General features: G+C 29.2%; 14 protein-coding genes. 4 read left to right on the plus strand and 10 right to left on the minus strand.

Annotation, left to right across the window (positions count from 1 at the left end; translation table 11 throughout):
• Positions 1–2,076 (minus strand): hypothetical protein (locus I0K12_RS10545; RefSeq protein ID WP_196887824.1); only part of this gene is annotated, 2,076 nt, incomplete at its 3' end.
• 54 nt (positions 2,077–2,130) lie between these two features.
• On the minus strand, positions 2,131–6,747 hold the full coding sequence (locus I0K12_RS10550; RefSeq protein ID WP_196887832.1) for a T9SS type A sorting domain-containing protein: 4,617 nt from the start codon (positions 6,745–6,747) through the stop codon (positions 2,131–2,133).
• Positions 6,748–6,890: 143 nt separating this feature from the next.
• Between I0K12_RS10550 and I0K12_RS10555 the strand changes: the two genes are divergently transcribed.
• Entirely contained in the window at positions 6,891–7,274 is a 384-nt protein-coding gene (locus tag I0K12_RS10555) for a DUF423 domain-containing protein (protein ID WP_196887834.1), read from the plus strand.
• 448 nt (positions 7,275–7,722) lie between these two features.
• Here I0K12_RS10555 and I0K12_RS10560 read toward each other — a convergent pair whose 3' ends face one another.
• From I0K12_RS10560 to I0K12_RS10585, 6 genes are all read right to left on the minus strand, one after another.
• The gene (locus tag I0K12_RS10560; protein ID WP_196887836.1) at positions 7,723–8,442 is read right to left on the minus strand and encodes a class I SAM-dependent methyltransferase; all 720 of its coding nucleotides are present in this window, start codon (positions 8,440–8,442) and stop codon (positions 7,723–7,725) included.
• Between the two features lie 99 nt (positions 8,443–8,541).
• The gene (locus I0K12_RS10565; RefSeq protein ID WP_196887838.1) at positions 8,542–8,772 is read right to left on the minus strand and encodes a hypothetical protein; all 231 of its coding nucleotides are present in this window, start codon (positions 8,770–8,772) and stop codon (positions 8,542–8,544) included.
• Positions 8,773–8,989: 217 nt separating this feature from the next.
• Entirely contained in the window at positions 8,990–9,940 is a 951-nt protein-coding gene (locus tag I0K12_RS10570) for a C45 family autoproteolytic acyltransferase/hydolase (protein WP_196887840.1), read from the minus strand.
• A gap of 2 nt (positions 9,941–9,942) precedes the next feature.
• On the minus strand, positions 9,943–10,572 hold the full coding sequence (locus tag I0K12_RS10575; protein WP_196887842.1) for a DUF4291 domain-containing protein: 630 nt from the start codon (positions 10,570–10,572) through the stop codon (positions 9,943–9,945).
• Positions 10,538–11,398 (minus strand): SIR2 family NAD-dependent protein deacylase, encoded by an 861-nt coding sequence (locus I0K12_RS10580; protein WP_196887844.1) that lies wholly within the window; start codon positions 11,396–11,398, stop codon positions 10,538–10,540. The genes I0K12_RS10575 and I0K12_RS10580 overlap by 35 nt, the downstream gene beginning before the upstream one ends.
• A gap of 86 nt (positions 11,399–11,484) precedes the next feature.
• The gene (locus tag I0K12_RS10585; RefSeq protein WP_196888001.1) at positions 11,485–13,008 is read right to left on the minus strand and encodes a SulP family inorganic anion transporter; all 1,524 of its coding nucleotides are present in this window, start codon (positions 13,006–13,008) and stop codon (positions 11,485–11,487) included.
• A 392-nt stretch (positions 13,009–13,400) separates the two neighbouring features.
• Between I0K12_RS10585 and I0K12_RS10590 the strand changes: the two genes are divergently transcribed.
• The 3 genes from I0K12_RS10590 (at position 13,401) to acs (ending at position 17,193) form a co-directional block, all read left to right on the plus strand.
• Positions 13,401–14,171: a hypothetical protein gene (locus I0K12_RS10590; RefSeq protein WP_196887846.1), complete on the plus strand. Its 771-nt coding sequence runs from the start codon at positions 13,401–13,403 to the stop codon at positions 14,169–14,171.
• 111 nt (positions 14,172–14,282) lie between these two features.
• Entirely contained in the window at positions 14,283–15,191 is a 909-nt protein-coding gene (gene xerD, locus I0K12_RS10595; protein ID WP_196887848.1) for a site-specific tyrosine recombinase XerD, read from the plus strand.
• 109 nt (positions 15,192–15,300) lie between these two features.
• On the plus strand, positions 15,301–17,193 hold the full coding sequence (gene acs, locus I0K12_RS10600; RefSeq protein WP_196887850.1) for an acetate--CoA ligase: 1,893 nt from the start codon (positions 15,301–15,303) through the stop codon (positions 17,191–17,193).
• Between the two features lie 48 nt (positions 17,194–17,241).
• Here the strand turns inward: acs and I0K12_RS10605 are convergent, their stop codons facing one another.
• On the minus strand, positions 17,242–17,937 hold the full coding sequence (locus I0K12_RS10605; RefSeq protein WP_196887852.1) for an outer membrane beta-barrel protein: 696 nt from the start codon (positions 17,935–17,937) through the stop codon (positions 17,242–17,244).
• A 42-nt stretch (positions 17,938–17,979) separates the two neighbouring features.
• Complete coding sequence (locus tag I0K12_RS10610; RefSeq protein ID WP_196887854.1) at positions 17,980–18,672, minus strand: hypothetical protein; 693 nt, start codon at positions 18,670–18,672, stop codon at positions 17,980–17,982.
• Positions 18,673–18,868: the final 196 nt, after the last annotated feature.

Below are 18,868 nucleotides of genomic sequence, written 5' to 3' on the forward strand. Positions count from 1 at the left end.
ATTGTTTCCATCATTATCACAAAGTTCAAATGGTCCAACAGGATTTAGATTTAATTGAGAGTTTAGAGAAAAATCTATCTGCATGGTGTTTTCGCAACCATTCGCATCTGAACCTTTTACATATACAATTTGATTTCCAGAAACCGTATAATTTGAAATGTTTGTAATTGGATTAGTAAGTGCAGCATCTGAAAAATATTCTATAGTTGCAGCAGCATTTATTTGTGTGTTTAAAGTAGAAAGATCAAAAGATTCTTGATTGTTTCCATCATTATCACAAAGTTCAAATGGTCCAACAGGATTTAGATTTAATTGAGAGTTTAGAGAAAAATCTATCTGCATGGTGTTTTCGCAACCATTCGCATCTGAACCTTTTACATACACAATTTGATTTCCAGAAACGGTATAATTTGAAATATTAGTAATTGGATTCGTCAACGCCGCATCTGAAAAATATGCAATAGTTGCAGTTGTATTTATTTGCGTATTTAAAGTCGAAAGATCAAAAGATTCTTGATTGTTTCCATCATTATCACAAAGTTCAAAAGGTCCTACAGGATTAAGATTTAATTGAGAATTTAATGAAAAATCAATTTGCATCGTATTTTCACAACCATTCGCATCCGAACCTTTTACATATACAATTTGATTTCCAGAAACCGTATAATTAGAAATATTCGTAATAGGATTCGTATGTGCTGCATCTGAATAATATGCAATAGTTGCAGTAGCATTTATTTGCGTGTTTAAAGTCGAAAGATCAAAAGATTCTTGATTATTTCCATCATTATCACAAAGTTCAAAAGGTCCAACAGAATTTAAATTTAACTGAGAATTTAAACTGAAATCAATTTGCATTACATTTTCGCAATTATTTGCATTTATTCCTTTTACATAAACTGTTTGATTTCCAGAAACGATATAATTTGAAATGTTTGTTATTGGATTCGTAAGTGCCGTATCTGAATAATATTCAATAGTTGCAGTTGTACTTATTTGTGCATTTAAAGTAGAAAGGTCAAAAGATTCTTGATTGTTTCCATCATTATCACAAAGTTCAAAAGGCCCAACAGGATTTAAATTTGGAATATCATGAACAGCTAAAATCACAAGAAGTGTTGCATGACATCCGTATTGATTTTCAACTTTTATATATACGAGAGTGTTATTAGAAGCGACATAAGTTGTCAAATTTGGAATTTCCGAGGTCAAATTTATATCTTCATAATAAGTTAAAATGAAAGTATTAGAGTTGATATTTGTTAAATTAAAAGTTTCCACACCATCTCCATTATCATCACAAGCATGAACAGTTATATTACTATTTATCGTAGGTGGAGAAATTACATTTAAATAAAAATAAGTTGTCACTTCACAAACATATTCGTTTGTGATTTTCATATAAATAATTTGTCCATGTGTTCCAACATAAGCTGTTGGGTTTGTAATTTCATTGGTATAACCAGCATCTGTATAATATTTAATCACAGGATTTGAATCTGTAGAAATAGAATTATTTACAGTCAAATCAAAAGTTGCGGTTCCACTTCCATTTTCCTCACATTCAATCAAATTTGCTGGAGGAGAAGTCGTATTATTATCTACAACTTCAAGAGTAAGTGTGTAGATTCCCCAAAGACTTGGATTCGTTACATCATGAATTCGGATATAAATAATCGCATTTCCAGAAGTATATAAATCAGGTAATTCATTTGTTTGATTTTGAGCATCGGTAAGTGTTGGATAATAATCATAATGATAGTTTGGATTTGTTTCTACCAAAGACTGAAAAATTCCAAGATTAAAGATGTAAATTCCATCATAAGGAACATCGTCACAAATACTAAAATTAAAATCTGTAGAGTTTGCTGCAACAGGAGCTATGTTTGTATTATTATTTTCTAAATTAATTTTTGGAGCATTCAGAAAACTAGTATTTTGAGTTTTTTGAAGCTTTAATTTCGGATTTTTTGCAATTGTTTCCTTTTGAAAAACATAATCTTCAATTTGAATTTGTGCAAAAAAATCATGAAAAAATAATAAGAAAAAACATCCTATAATATATTTTGCTTTCATAAAATTTAGTGGAGGAGCTCTTTTCTGAGGATCAGAAAAGAGCTAAATTTTTAATTAATAAATAGATAATTTTTTTGTTGTAGTTTTATGGTTGGAAAGGATTTTTACATAATAAATCCCTTTACTTAAATTTGAAATATCTAAAGAGTTTGAGGTTTTAATTTTTTCTTTTAAAACAATTTTCCCAGTTTGATCATAAAGAAAAACTTCTTCTAAAATTCGATCACTTTTTAGGTAAACAATATTTTTGGCAGGATTTGGATATAAAGAAATTTGACTTTCAAAATCATTTTCATTTATGTCTAAAGTATTTGTAATATTTAAAATTTTAGTACAAGTATCTTCGTTTCCAAAACTATCTGTGATTGTAAAAGTTATCGTATGATATCCTAGTTCTAATGCTGTTTCAGCTTCTGGATTTTGAGTAATTGTGTAATTATCGCAAGCATTTAAAATAGAAATTGATTCTGTCAAATCTTCTAAAATATAAGTTCCGTTTTCAGCTAAAATTGTTTCTGTAGAACCACAAACTAATGTTGGGGAAGTTGTATCTATAATTTCGATATTAAATGAAAAACTACTTTCATTTTCGGCTAAATCTGTAAAAGTTATAGTGATTGTAGTATTTTCTGTAATTTCTGTTCCAGCTTCTATGTTTTGAGAAATCATTATTTCAGAACTACAATTGTCCGAAACATTAAAATCATTATTCGTAAAATCAGGAATTGTATAAGCACAGTTATTTTCTAAATCGATTAATTGATTTTCGATGCTATTTTCAAATATTGGTGCTTCTGTGTCTTCAATAATAACCGTTTGTGTTGTAGAAGAAATATTCCCACTTGTATCTTCAAAAGTCCAAACAACTTCATGTATTCCTGGAGTTGTAAAAGTTAAATTATCAGTATCAGGAAGTGTAATTATTAAACTTGAACAAATATCTGTAGCATATGGAATTTCTGTAATCGTATATTCACATTCTGCATAAATTACCGGAATTACTGGTGGAATTGGAGCTTCCGTGTCGGATAAAATAATTGTTTGTTCAGCAGTAGTTATGTTTCCATTAGAATCTTCAAAAGTCCAAATAACAAGATTTTCTCCACTTTGTAAAGATTGTGAATTATCCATCGTTCCTTCAATTATTCCATCACAATTATCTGTAGTTGTAGCTTGAGGAATTGAATTACACTCTACTGAAATAGTTTCTAAAACAGGCGTTTCAGGGTTTGTAGTATCTTGAATAATAATTTGCTGTGTAGCTTGTGTAGCATTTCCGTTTTCATCTTCAAAACTCCAAGTAATAGTATAATTTCCAATTTCAGAAATATTTAAATCATCAGATGTTGTTCCTGTAATTTCTCCCGCACAATTATCATTTGTTGTAGGAGCTTCAATGTTGATTGTTTCACCACATTCGAAAGAAATAGTTTCTAAAGTTGGCGTTTCCGGATTCGTAGTATCTTGAATAATAATTTGCTGTGTAGTTTGTGTCGCATTTCCATTTTCATCTTCAAAATTCCAAGCGATTGTATAATTTCCAATTTCAGAAATATTTAAATCATCAGATGTTGTTCCTGTAATTTCTCCCGCACAATTATCATTTGTTGTAGGAGCTTCAATGTTGATTGTTTCACCACATTCAAAAGTAATAGCTTCTAAAGTTGGTGTTTCCGGATTCGTAGTATCTTGAATAATAATTTGCTGTGTTGTTTGTATAGTATTTCCATTTTCATCTTCAAAACTCCAAGTAATAGTATAATTTCCAATTTCAGAAATATTTAAATCATCAGATGTTGTTCCAGTAATTTCTCCTGCACAATTATCGTTTGTTGTTGGATTTTCAATATTAATTGTTTCTCCACATTCAAAAGAAATAGCTTCTAAAACAGGCGTTTCAGGATTCGTAGTATCTTGAATAATAATTTGCTGCGTAGTTTGTGTAGTATTTCCATTTTCATCTTCAAAATTCCAAGTGATTGTATAATTTCCAATTTCCGAAATATTCAAATCATCGGATGTTGTTCCATTAATTTCTCCCGCACAATTATCGTTAGTTGTAGGAGTTTCAATATTGATTACTTCTCCACATTCAAAAGAAATAGCTTCTAAAGTTGGAGTTTCTGGATTCGTAGTATCTTGAATAATAATTTGCTGTGTAGTTTGTATAGCATTTCCATTTTCATCTTCAAAATTCCAAGTGATTGTATAATTTCCAATTTCAGAAATATTTAAATCATCAGATGTTGTTCCAGTAATTTCTCCCGTACAATTATCGTAAGTTGTAGGATTTTCAATATTAATTGTTTCTCCACATTCAAAAGAAATAGCTTCTAAAACAGGCGTTTCAGGATTCGTAGTATCTTGAATAATAATTTGCTGTGTAGCTTGTGTAGCATTTCCGTTTTCATCTTCAAAACTCCAAGTGATTGTATAATTTCCGATTTCCGAAATATTTAAATCATCAGATGTTGTTCCAGTAATTTCTCCTGTACAATTATCGTTTGTTGTTGGAGTTTCAATGTTGATTGTTTCACCACATTCGAAAGAAATAGCTTCTAAAGTTGGTGTTTCAGGGTTTACACTATCTTCTACATTTACTTGAATCTCAATTTTTTCAGAAGAGCAATCTGCAACAGTATTTTTAATCTCAAGAAAATAATTAGAATTAACTAAAATATGAGTTTCTGTAAAAGGAGTCATATCTGTTTCATTTTCATACCAAAGAACCGTTTCATTTTCAGCAAGAGTCAAAGTAACCTCTCCAATTGTAGTATTTGGACAAACAGCTAAATCAGCTGGTAAAACAGAGTTAATTTCACAATCATTTCCATCACAATCATTTTTTATTGCTTGAACAGAATTACAAGCTTCTAAGTTTTCAGAAAGCGTAATAGAACCAGTAAAGTTTTCATTATTTATAATAGGACAAATTCCAGTACAATCTTCTAAATCATCATTATCTGTAATACTAATATCAAAATCTAAACTTTGAATATTTTCCAATCCATTTAAATTCGTTAATCCATTCAAATTCCATAAAGTAAGGTGTGTTCCTACAGTTGTTAGGGATGAAAGAGCCGAAATATCAGATAAATTAGCACTTAAATAAATATAAATTCTACCAACAGAAGTTAAATTATTAACTCCATTTAAAGATACAGCATTTGTTGCGCTTAATTTTAATTCATGTGTAATAGATGTTAAAGATTCAAAACCTGTTAAATCTTGAATTAAATAGTTTTGAACAATAAATAAATTCTCCGTAATAGTTTCCAAGTTATGAAGACCATGGAAATTAAGTAAAGCATCATTATTATAAAAGTGTACATTTCCTAATTTTGTTATGTTTTCAAGAGAAGCAATACTATTTAAAGCTATATTATTTCTAACTCTCAAGTTTTTTCCTATAATCGACAGATTATGAAGTCCTATTAGATTTTCTAAAGAATTATTAGCTTCAATCTCAATACTATCTTCAATTTCCGTAAGACTTGATAGATGTTCAATAGTTTCTAAATTATCATTTCCAATAATTCTGAAATCCGATTTTACAAAAGTAATATTCTCCAAACCTTCTAAAGTTAGAAGTGCATCATTATCCCTTATATTTAAATAACCATTTGCAATGTTAAGTTGGTTTAAACCAATTAAGTTTACCAAAGCATGATTTTTATTAATATTAATGCTACCTCCAACTTCTGTAAGATTAACAAAAGAATCTAAGGAGTTTAAAATAGGATTATCAATAATACTAAAATGTTTTTTGACAGAAGTAATATTTTGAATTCCAGATAAATTTTCTAAAACTTCATTTGTCTGTATTCTCAAATCTCCATTTACAACTGTCAAACCTTCAAGACCTTCCAAAGTAGTCAAAGAACCATTTCCACTAATTTCCACATGATTATCTACATGTTGTAAATTGGAAAGTGCACTTATATTCGTCAAATTTGCATTTCCTTTAATCTTCAGATCATGAAAAGTAATATAAGTCGTTGGTGGATTTCCAATTGTTTCAACATTATTCAACCCTTCTAAATCCAACAAAGAATCATTATCTTCAATAGTCAAAGCACTTTTGATATGTACTATATTATGCAATCCATTTAAATTAGCTAAAACCGGATTTTCTCTAATATTAATTGTAGTACCTATCTCAGTTCCTATATTCGAAATTCCATCAAGATTTTCTAGAATTTGATTATCAGTAATCGCTAGACTTCCAAGGTTAGATGTCACATTAGTAAGAACATCCATATTCTGAATCAAATCATTATTATGTAATTGTAATTGACCAGTAATAGTTGTCAAGTTTTCCAATCCATGTAAAGAAGTCAAATTCGTATTTCGAATATAAATCGATCCAACTCCAGTTAAGTTTTCCAAATCTTGTAAACTCGCTAGATTCGGAGTTTTTACAATACTGATACTATAAATATAAGTCAGATTAGAAAGTCCATTTAAGTTAGTGATAGAATCACTAATAGTAGAATCATTTCCAACTCTTAAAAAATTATAAGTTAAGCTTGTACAGTTTGGATAATCAATAATAAAATTATCAATATCTTCTTGCGTTAGTAGCTCGATCGTTCCACTAGGACATTGCCCAAAAGATGTAAAATGGGTAATAACCGAAAAAAGAAAAATTAGTAGGTAGTTTTTATTCATGATACTGTTTTTGTTTCCGTAAATTGATTCAAACAAATATATTTGGATTCAAAAAGGTATTTCACCCTGTTTTTAGGGGTATTTTTTTCACAAGTTTTTTTAGTTTTTCGAAAAAAAATATCTTTGCCACTTAATACTATAAAATGAAAGAAACAATAATCATAATCGCAGGAATCCTTGGTGCTTTAGCAGTAATTCTAGGAGCATTCGGTGCACACGCGCTAAAAAAAGTAATGAATGCAGACTCGCTTCAAAGTTTTGAAGTAGGAGTGAAGTACCAAATGTATCACACCATCGTTTTACTAGTTTGCGGATTCTTTTTCCAGTTCGAAGACCCGATGGAAACCTACATCGTTTACAGTTTTATCCTTGGAATCATCCTGTTTTCAGGAAGTATTTACGGACTAACACTTTCTTCAATCAAAGGAAAAAAACTTCGTTTTCTTGGACCAATCACACCACTAGGAGGACTTTGTTTTGTAGCTGGTTGGGTAATGGTTGCAATTTATGGAGCAAATTTAGTTTAAGAAATAGATATTATTAATATTCATTTTGTTTAAAAAATTACAGATTGTCAAGTTCCCCATTTGAGAGGCAGGGCTGTCAGGTTCTCCTAATTTTTTAATTGAAAACCTGGCGCACTTTTGTAAAGTGTGCCCATTGTTTCTAGCATTTGTGTGGTCACGAGTTACGAACTCGCGCCAGCGATCGTATAAAACTTTTATTTGAAGTGTTTTATTAATAAGTTGATTTTATTCAATAAAATAATTTGGACGAAACCATTTTTCTTCGTTTCCAAAAAAAACTCAGAAAAAGGTCGGGCTTTTCGCTCCAAGTTTTGTTTTTCAAAAAAAGAAGTTCTAAAGAATCCGTGGGCTTCTAAGGTCGCCTCCGTTTCTTAAGAACTTCTAATTTTTGAAAAAAACAAAAGCTTTTCACTACAATCCCTTTCGCAGAAAAATAGTTGCTAAAAAACTATTTCGCTTTTAAAATATAAATTTGGAAAGGAGCGATTTTTTCTTCTATAATCCAACAAATGCCATCTTCAGGTTTTCCAATAGTATCATGAATTTCTAAAATTTCAAAACCTGATTCTTTTATTTGTTTAACATAATCTTCTTTTGTCCAATTGTAATTTTTGATCCATTCATGGTTTGGCATATTTTTAAGCTTAGCATAAACAGGTTCTCCAGCATTCGCTTTTTTATTCACTTCAAGATTCATAGCAAAAGAAAAAGAATCATTTTTCCATAATTCTTCAGCTGCTGCTACCAAAAACACAACACCATTTTCATTCAATAATTCTTTCAAACCTTTTAAAATTTGAATTCTCAATTCTGCAGGAGCGATGCTGTCAAAAGTGTGCATTGCCATTACTAAATCAAACTCTTTTTCACCCAAAAAACGATAATCACCATTTTCAACTTTGTAGTAAGTTCCTTCAGGATCATTAATTTTAGCCAAAGCAAGCATCTCATCAGAAATATCAATTCCTATCGTCTCAAAACCTTGCATTTTTAGATAAAGTGTCGATCTACCAGCACCACAACCAAAATCGATTGCTTTATTTCCTTTTACATATTTTTCAAACAATGAAGGTAAATCTCGAAAAGCCAAAAAATAAGTTCCAGATTTCACACTTAGTTTATCATATGCATTTGCTCTCTCTTTATTTTGCCAAGTATTCTGTTCCATGGATAAAGTATTCTAAATTGAGTATTTAAATTACTTCATTTTCCGTTTTTTTTATTCCAATATTTTCTTAATTCTTGACTTGAAAAAAAGAATTTATTATCAGAGCAAAACTTTTAAAATTATAGAAAAAATAAATACAACACCTAATGCCCAGAAGTATAGTTTTCCTACATAAAACATTTTATGATATATGGATTTATGCTTAAATTTTTCACCATAAGAATCTTTGATAATCAAATGAGTAATGAAAGCAATAATGGATAATAGGGCAAATAATACAAAGAAAAAAAACTCAATAATTCCTTCTGGAGCTCTATGTAAATAAATCATAAGTTGAAATTATTTAATATGAATAGAATAACAAAAAATGATAAAGAAAAGCAGAAAAGCCAAATAATTGATTTCAGAATTTTACTTTTATTTTGAATCAGTTTATTGTAAAATTTCCTGAATAAAAGCTTTAAAACTAAAAAAGATAAAAGAGCAGAAGCTAAACTTAGAATTAGAAATAATAAGATAGCTCCTGTAATGTCTATATATAGTGAAATCATACTTTTTCAAATAAAATTTCTCCTGTATTATTATTAAAAACCATTTGTTGTACTGTAATTCCCATTTGAATTTCTGGATTTTTCAAAATAGAAATACAATCTTCTAAATTTTCTGGATTTTTTTGATTTAATAATTCATCTGTTTTATTAAACCTTCCACAAGAAGTTTCTTGCAGTAAGTTTTGAGAAAAATTCGTGTTTTCCAACTTTTTGTAATCATTTGTAACAACAATATGATTTTTTTCTGGCTTTCGAATTTCAGCTCTTTTCGGAGTTCGTTCAATAACTATTTTTTCATCAGATTTTGTTCCAGAAAGAAGTAGTAAACAATCGCAAATAATGGTAGTGTTTTTCAAGATTTCTTCTGCTTCCGAAAAAGAATTACAATTAGTTAAAACATCTCTAAGTAGAAAAGTAATTGGCTGTGCAATTTCTGGAGAATCATTACTCAAAACAGCATTTAAAGTGATAGAAAATTGATTTGGTTTGTTTCCAGAAAGAACACCAATAAAACCAACCCAACCTACAGATTTAAAAACTGTTTTTCCATTTTTTTGAAAATCGAAAACTCTCGAGTGTTTACTTAATAAATCATTTTCTGTATGCCAGTCTAAATTTCTCGAATGAAAAATAGTTCCATTATTTTCTACTGCAAAAGCTGTACAACCAAAATAAAACTTCAAAACATCATAATATAAATTAGCGATTAAAATTTCATTTTCGGTGAATTTCGTAAAACTTGCTAAGGAAGAAATTTCTTCTAAATATTCTGTAGTAATTATCGAATTTTTATAAGAATCAATTTCATCGAATAGAAATTCTGCTTCAGAAAGATCTGCTAAATAATACTCGATTAAATCTTCAATTTCTTTTTTGTATTTTTCTAAAAATAACCATCTTTCTTTTGCTGGTAAATCTAGATTTATAATTAAATTTTCTTTTTCCATTTTTAAGCATAAATATTCATTCCAATTTGTTTCGCAATTGCTTCTTCATTTTTAAACTCTAAAACTCTTTCAATCGGAACATTTGGATTTTCTTTTTGCAAACTTTCTTGTTTCACGAAATCTGTAATACCAGTAATTGAAACAATCCATTCCTTATTGAATTTTTCTAAAATTTCTCCTTTCAACCCCAGCTGAATTGCTTTTCTTTCCAATTTTTCGCCAGTAGGAGAGTGGTCAGGATCCCATTGTAGACGAACTGTAGAGTTTTGTAATTGTTTTCGCCAATTTTCTTCTGATCCGAAAATTCGTTCATCATAACTAGATTTTACAGCTTGTAAAAGAATTTCTTCAAATCCATCTCTTTTTATTTTTACAGCTAAAATTTGTTCTTGATTTGGTTTTGTCGCCCAACCAGAACGATACATCATCCACATAAAATTTGGTTTAATCCAAGTCATTCTTGTAAATGAATAATGATTTCCTCCAAACTTTTGATTTGCTACAGCAAAGTTTGCAATTTTTTCATTGAAAGCTTGATAAACAGTAATAGTTTCCTCGTCAAACTCTCCAATTATATATTTTCCTTTTTTAGGTAATTTATTTTGTTGTTCTAAGTATTTTTCCGTTTTCATGTTTTATTTTTTTGATAATCGCAAGAACTTTTTCCAAAGCTTCCGTACTTGTTTCTCTAGCTTCATATCCTTCAGAATAATCTTTTATGAAATAAGAATATTCACTATCAGCTATATTTATATCAAGAATAGGTTGATTAAAATGACTAACTCTGTCAATTAAATGTCCAGGAATAAAAGTGGAACCAGAAGTTCCGATGATAAATAACATGGAAGAATTATCAGCAATTTCTGTGACAGTATAAATTTTATAATATTCTTCATTATAAGTTTCATCAAACCAAAGTACATGAGGTCTTAAATATTCGCCACATTTTGGACACATTAAAAGTTTTTCTTCCTCTAAAGAAATATCGCTTTCACGTGTTTTATCCTCCAATTCAGGAAAAGGATAAAGTGTATCAGAGCATTCATTTCCACAACGAGCATAATCTAAATCACCATGAACCAAATAAGTTCTTTCTGCTGAATTTCCAGCTTTTTTGTGTAAACTATCCACATTTTGAGAAACTAGAGCAAATTGATCACCAAGTAAATCTTCTATTTCTTTTAAAATAAAATGACCACGATTTGGTTCTGCTTTTCTACAAATAGTTTTACGGAATAAAAACCATTTCCAAACTTCGATTGCATTAAGATTAAACATTCGAAAAGTTCCGATTTCTGGTCCTTTGTAGTTTTTAGAACCAATTTTCCAAAAGCCTTCTTTTCCTCTAAATGTCGGAATTCTACTTTCTACACTTAAACCAGCTCCAACTAAAAATGTGATATGCTTACCAGAAAATATAGCTTTTTCAAGTTCTTTTTCAAATTTTGTCCAGTTCATTAGTTTTTTTTCGCTAAAATAAAAAAAAGAGACCACTAATTGTGATCTCTTTTGGCATTTCATAAAAAAATAATATAATTCTCTGTTTAAACCATTTTTAGAGTATCCTTAAATACTTCGGTATAACAGTTAGGGTTATCAATTATTCCTTTTTCAGAAATAACTTTTACCTTAATATTTTTATTTGCAGATTTTGCAGCAAAATCCTCTAAGATTTCAATAATATCATGATCTAGATATACTGTATTTCTTACATCTAATTCTAAAGATGTGTTTGCAGGTACTCTATCTAATTCTTTTAAAATTGCTCCTTTGTTGAAGAAAGTTACCTCTTCAGCTAAAGTCATTTTCATTACATTATCACTCACATTTTCTTCGTGTAAGAAGTGAGAGTTTTGATAAGATTTTAAAAGAACAACTAATACTCCTACAGCTAATCCTAATCCAATTCCGATTAATAAATCAGCAAAAACAATTCCTCCAACTGTTACAACGAATGGTAAAGATTGTTTCCATCCTAATTTGTACATACTAACAAATAAAGCAGGTTTTGCTAATTTATACCCAACAATTAAAAGAACGGCAGCTAATACAGATAAAGGAATTTTATTTAATAAAACAGGAATCGTTACTACAGAAATTAATAATAAAAATCCGTGTAAAATTGCAGACATTTTACTTCTACCTCCTGATTGGATGTTTGCAGAAGAACGAACAATTACCTGAGTAATAGGCAATCCTCCAATCATACCTGATAAAATATTTCCAGCTCCTTGAGCGAATAACTCTCTATTTGTAGGTGTCACATTCTTGTGTGGGTCTAATTTATCTGTTGCTTCCACACATAATAAAGTCTCTAAACTTGCAACTAATGCCATTGTAAAAGCAGTTAACCAAATTTCAGAATTCCCAATTGCAGCAAAGTTTGGTGTAACGAATAGGTTTTTGAATGCATCAAAACTATCTGGTACAGGAACTTCAACTAATTGACTACTTAAGAAGTTTAAAGAATCTGATCCTTGGCTGTATGTGAAAAATAAAATTCCGACAACAACAGCAACGATTGGCCCTTGAATGATTGTGAAGATTTTTCCTTTTTTAGACAATACCGAACTCCAAAGAAGTAAGATTGCTAAACTGACAACTCCAACAATAACAGCTCCTGTTTGGAAACTATCACCGATTGTAGCTAATTCTTCATAAGTTTTATATCCAAAAAAGATTGGTATCTGTTTTTTAAAGATGATAATACCAATACCTGTTAACATTCCTTTAATTACTGAAGAAGGGAAATAATACCCGATAACTCCAAATTTTAAGACTCCAAATAATATTTGAATAGCTCCAGCTAATACTACAGCTACAAGAAAATTTTCGAAACCTAAAGAATTGATAGCAGTAAGAACAATTACAGCAAGTCCGGCAGCTGGCCCACTTACTCCAATTTTAGATCCACTTATTGCTCCAACTAAGATTCCTCCAATAATTCCAGATATTAATCCAGAGAATAATGGCGCACCACTTGCTAAAGCAATTCCCAAACACAGAGGTAGGGCTACGAAAAACACTACAATACTTGCAGGTAAATCGCTTTTAAATGTTGAAAAGATGTCCTTCATAAATTCAATTAAAATTATTTTTCTGAGCAAATATAATAGAAAAAAAACAAAAACAATAGTAATACTATCATTAAAAAATGTAAAACTTCTATCAATAAAATCAATACTTTAACATTTTGATTGCTTTACAATTATGAATTTCTAGGAATGACTAGGTTTTGAGAAGAAAAACTTTTAAATTATTTAGAATAAATATAAATAGTTTTAACAAAAAAATAACATAAAAAATACGAGTGCATTAACAAAATTTATCGTGAAAATGAGGTTTTATGACTAAAAAAATGAAAAAATGAAGTGTTTTACGGAAAACCGTAAGTAATTATGATTCTCAATTCTCAATTTTGTTAAGGAAAGAAAAAGTAATTAAAAAGAACAAAAAAAATATGAACTTGTATTGGAGAGGTGTGATAAATCAGATTAAAAAAAGAAGTTTATCTTTTAAAAAAATGCATCTTTTTGTAAATAAAAAATGGGTTCTAGTTTCTGATGGTAAAAACAAAGAAACGCTTATTTTTAAAGAAAATGGAAAACTGATTTTATCAGAAAATGGAAGTGCAAAAATTGGTTCATGGGAATATATGCATGAATCTAAAACTTTATTAATTGATAGAGTTTCGAGTAAAATATTGTTGAATGAAGAATATTTGGATGAAGCAATTATGATTTTTAGAGAAGACAAATTTGAAGATGTTTTTTATTGTTATAAAAATGAAGAAGTTTGTATTCAACCGAAAAGTATTATAGAATATTTGGATGAAATGAGAATTCATATTTCAAATATTCGATTTATCGAATTAGAATCTGGAGAGTTTTTAGAAGTTTTAATTCGAGAAGATAAATCCAGATACAAGGTAGGAGATTTTGTGAGTTTTAATGCAAAACCTGTGAAGGATGGTTATTATAAAATCAAAGGAAAAAGATTACACCTGAAAATCAAGGATAGTAAAATTGCCAAAAAAATGAAAGAAAGAACTTATACTTCTCAGGATGGGAAACAAATCAATATTTTGCAAAAATCTTCTTGGTCTATTAAAAAAGGAGATTTTGTTTATTCTACCGAATTTGAATATATCACAGATTTAATCCAATTAACAAATCATAAATCTTTAAAGGTAATTGATGGTGAAATTGAGAAAATATATAGAGGAATTTGATTAATAATTCAATAATATAAAATTTTAAGAGCAAATTTGTTTTTTTATAGAATTAGAAATCGTTTTTTTGTAAATTAGAATTTATTTAACATCAAATTTATTAAGAGGATTATGAAATGGGAAAATGCTTTGTTAGAATATAAATTGTATTTAAAATTAGAAAGAGGTTTATCTCAAAATTCTATTGAAAGCTATGAAAACGATCTTACAAAACTTATCACTTATATAAACGATAATGAAATTGAGAAATCTCCTTTGACTATCGAAGCAGATATTATTACAACTTTTATTCATGAAATTTCGGATATTATAAATCCAAGATCGCAAGCAAGATTACTTTCGGCTTTTCGTAGTTTTTTTGAATTTTTAATTTATGAAGAATATAGATCTTCAAATCCAACAGATACAATTGATACACCAAAAATTGGTAGAAAATTACCAGATACTTTATCTATTGAAGAAATAGATTCTATTGTGGAAGCAATTGATTTGTCACATCCGCAAGGAGAGAGGAATTTTGTTATTATTGAATTACTTTATAGTTGTGGTCTTCGTGTGAGCGAGTTGATTACACTACGTCTTTCAGATTTGTTTTTCGAAGAAGGATTTATTCGTGTTGTTGGAAAAGGAGATAAGCAGCGATTTATTCCAATTAACGAAAGTACGCAACATTTAATTTTGGAATACATCAAAAATTCTCGTTCCAAAATAAAAGTAAATGATTCTTTTTCGGACACTTTATTTTTAAATAGAAGAGGGAAACAATTGACAAGAAATATGATTTTTATAATCATAAAAGAAACAGCAAAAACTGCTGGTGTTACCAAAAAAATAAGTCCACATACTTTTAGACATTCTTTTGCAACACATCTTTTAGAAGGTGGAGCAGATTTGCGTTCCATCCAACAATTACTAGGACATGAGAGTATAACTACTACAGAAATTTATATGCATTTAGATCAAAAATTCTTAAAAAATGTATTGACTAAATTTCATCCAAGAAGTACAGAAGAAGTTTAGTTTTTAGGTTTTCTTGGTTTCTGAAAATTTAAAATTATTCTCAATTTGTGTTTGTAAGTTTAAATTAATTGTAAATATTATTTAAATTTAGCAAAAATGAATTGAGAATATGAATAATATAGTAAATACGCAAGAATATATAGAGACTTATAATAAAAGTATCAACCATCCAGAAGAATTTTGGGCAGAAATCGCAGAAGATTTTCAATGGCACAAAAAATGGGATAAAGTTTTGGAATGGGATTTTCGTAAACCTGAAATAAAATGGTTTCAGGGAGGAAAATTAAATATTACAGAAAATTGCTTAGACAGACATTTAGAAAAAAGTGGTGATAAAATTGCTTTTTATTGGGAACCAAACAATCCTTTTGAAGAAAATCGAACTTTAACTTATAGAGAATTACATGAAGAGGTTTGCAAATTTGCAAATGTTCTAAAGAAAAATAATATTCAAAAAGGAGATAAAGTTTGTATTTACATGCCAATGGTTCCAGAATTGGCAATTGCGATGTTGGCGTGTGCAAGAATTGGAGCAGTGCATTCTATTGTTTTTGCAGGATTTTCTTCAGAAGCTTTAGCAACAAGAATTAATGATGCAAGTTGTAAAATGCTAATCACAGCAGATGGAACTTATAGAGGAACTAAAAAAATTGAACTAAAAGAAATTTGTGATGCTGCATTAGAAAAATGTGATTCTGTAGAAAAAATGATTGTTTATAATCGAACTTCAGAAGAAACAAATATGCAAGAAGGACGAGATCTTTGGTGGCATGAAGAAATGAAAACTAGTTCTTCAGAATGTGAAGCAGCTTCAATGGATGCTGAAGATATGTTGTTTATTCTTTATACCTCAGGTTCTACAGGAAAACCAAAAGGAATGGTTCATACAACGGCTGGGTATATGATTTATACAAATTATACATTCAAAAATGTTTTTCAATACCAACCACAAGATATTTATTGGTGTACGGCTGATATTGGTTGGATTACGGGGCATTCTTATATTGTGTATGGTCCGCTTTCAAATGGAGCAAGTTCTGTAATGTTTGAAGGAATTCCATCTTTTCCAGATTATGGAAGATTTTGGCAAATTGTTGAAAAATATAATGTGAATCATTTTTATACAGCACCAACGGCAATTCGCTCTTTAGCAAAACAACCAGTTTCTTTTATTAATAATCATGATACTTCGAGTTTAAAAGTTTTGGGAACTGTTGGAGAGCCAATTAATGAAGAAGCTTGGCATTGGTATGATGAAAATGTTGGAAAAGGAAAATGTCCGATTGTGGATACTTGGTGGCAAACAGAAACTGGAGGAATGATGATTAGTTCTCTAGCTGGAGTTACACCACAAAAACCAACGTATGCAACATTGCCTTTACCAGGAGTACAACCTGTTTTGTTGGATGATGAAGGAAAAGAAATTCATACAAATCCAGCAGAAGGGAAGTTAGCAATAAAATTTCCGTGGCCTTCGATTGCAAGAACGATTTATGGAAATCATGAGCGATATAAAAAAGTGTATTTTTCTGCCTATGATAATTATTATTTTACAGGAGATGGAGCTTATCGTGATGAAAATGGAAATTATAGAATTACAGGTAGAGTAGATGATGTAATTATTGTTTCTGGACATAATCTTGGAACAGCGCCAATTGAAAATGCCATAAATGAACATAAATTTGTTGTAGAAAGCGCAATTGTAGGTTTTCCTCATGAAATAAAAGGAACGGCGATGTATGCTTTTGTAACGCTTTATGATAAAGGAAATAAAAGTGAAGAATTAAAGAAAGAAATCAATCAGATGATTGCTGAGAAAATTGGAGCAATTGCAAAATGTGATAAAATTCAATTTGTGCGAAGTTTACCAAAGACAAGATCTGGGAAAATTATGCGTAGAATTCTGAGAAAAATTGCTTGTAATGAAATGAGTAATCTTGGAGATGTTTCTACACTTTTAAATCCAGATGTTGTGGAAGAAATTATTGAGCATAGGTTGTAAAGAATAACAAAAGAAAAAAGCTGCTAAATTATATTAGCAGCTTTAGTTTTAATATCTTTCTGTAAAATAATATTTAAGAGAAAAAGCTAAAAATCCTTCGCTAGATTCCATTAAATATGGTGTTGATAAATTTCTTGAATAATCTACATTAAAAGCCATTTTTTTATACTCAGCTTCTAGTCCAACTGTCCAAAATAAAGAATAAGGCTGCTCCGATTCTAAGCTTCCACCATAAGTTTCTTCTTCTTCAAAATATTCATATCCTTCATTAGAATCTGCTTTTTCAAATCCATGACCTAAGTTTAGTATCCCACCAGCATTTACTCTTAAAAGTAATTCATCATCTTTGTTTAAAAATACATAGTTTAATTTAAAAGGCATCATAAAAGAAAGCATTCTAAATTTAGTATCATGTGTTTTTAAGTCATCGTCATTATTATTATGATAATTATTTTCTACAGTCTTTACTGAAATTACACTTTTTTGGAATTCTAATCCTGAAGATATTTCGAAATATTCACCAATTATATAGTTTGAAGTGAAACCAACATTCCACCCAAGTCCTGGAGATGTACTACTAACATCTGTATTTAAAGTGTAAATGTTTATACCAGCTTTAACTCCAAATCTGTAATCTGCATGATTAAAAAATGCACCTCCATTGTAGAATTGTGCATTTATTGTTTGAAATGATAAGATAGTAATCAAAATTATCAATAATTTCATAGGTGTTTTTCTTTTCATTTTGATAATATTTAGTATTAATATGTAATTGTTTTAGGTTAGTTATATTCTATTGTTAAAGAAGCAAATGAAGGAAATTGAAAAATAATTATCATTTCCTTTAAAGAACTTTGCATTTGGATCAAAAAAATCTGTCGAACGTAATTCGATATTTCGATATGGATTTGAAATACTTTTTGAATAATTGAAACTAATTGCGGTCTTTTTATATTCTATTTGAAATCCTGTAGACCAAAATAAATTTACAAAACCATCGGAATCTAAAAATTTTGCTTCATATCCTCCAGGAGAAAGATTTATATCATCACTTCCTTTTCGATCATAGCCATAGAAAAATTTCAGAGTTGTTCCAAAATTGGTACTAACAATTAATTTATCATTAATATTCAATAAATTATAGTAGAATTTAAGAGGAACATCTAAATTGTCAGCTGTGAAGGTTTTATAATTATCATTAGAGTAACTGTACCCACTACTAGTTGTATTGAATGGTACATAGTTTCTTTGGTAAATAAAGGCGAATGTAAAACCAAATTTGTCGCCAATATACATGTCATCGATAAAACCAATATGAAAACCATTTCCGGTTTTTGCATCAGCGAAATTGCTACTAGTTTTATAATTATTATAACCAGCAAGAATACCAGTTCTGTATTTTTTATTTTGAGATGAAGCATTTTCGAAGCATAAAAAAGCTACAATTACAAATAAGACTCTTAGAGATTTATTATTCATTTTAATGTTATTTTATTCAATTTTTCATTGCAAATTTTTAAGATATAAGTCACATCTTATCATTATTTCATGAGTTAAGTGTTTTTGATAAAACAAAAAATAATGGGAGTTTTGATGGGAATTATTCTTAATTAATAGTCAAGCAATTTTAAATTTCGGCAAATGTATGTTATTTTGTTAAATAAATGTTAATTCA

The organism is Aureivirga sp. CE67, assembly GCF_015767245.1.
Taxonomy (GTDB): Bacteria; Bacteroidota; Bacteroidia; order Flavobacteriales; family Flavobacteriaceae; genus Aureivirga.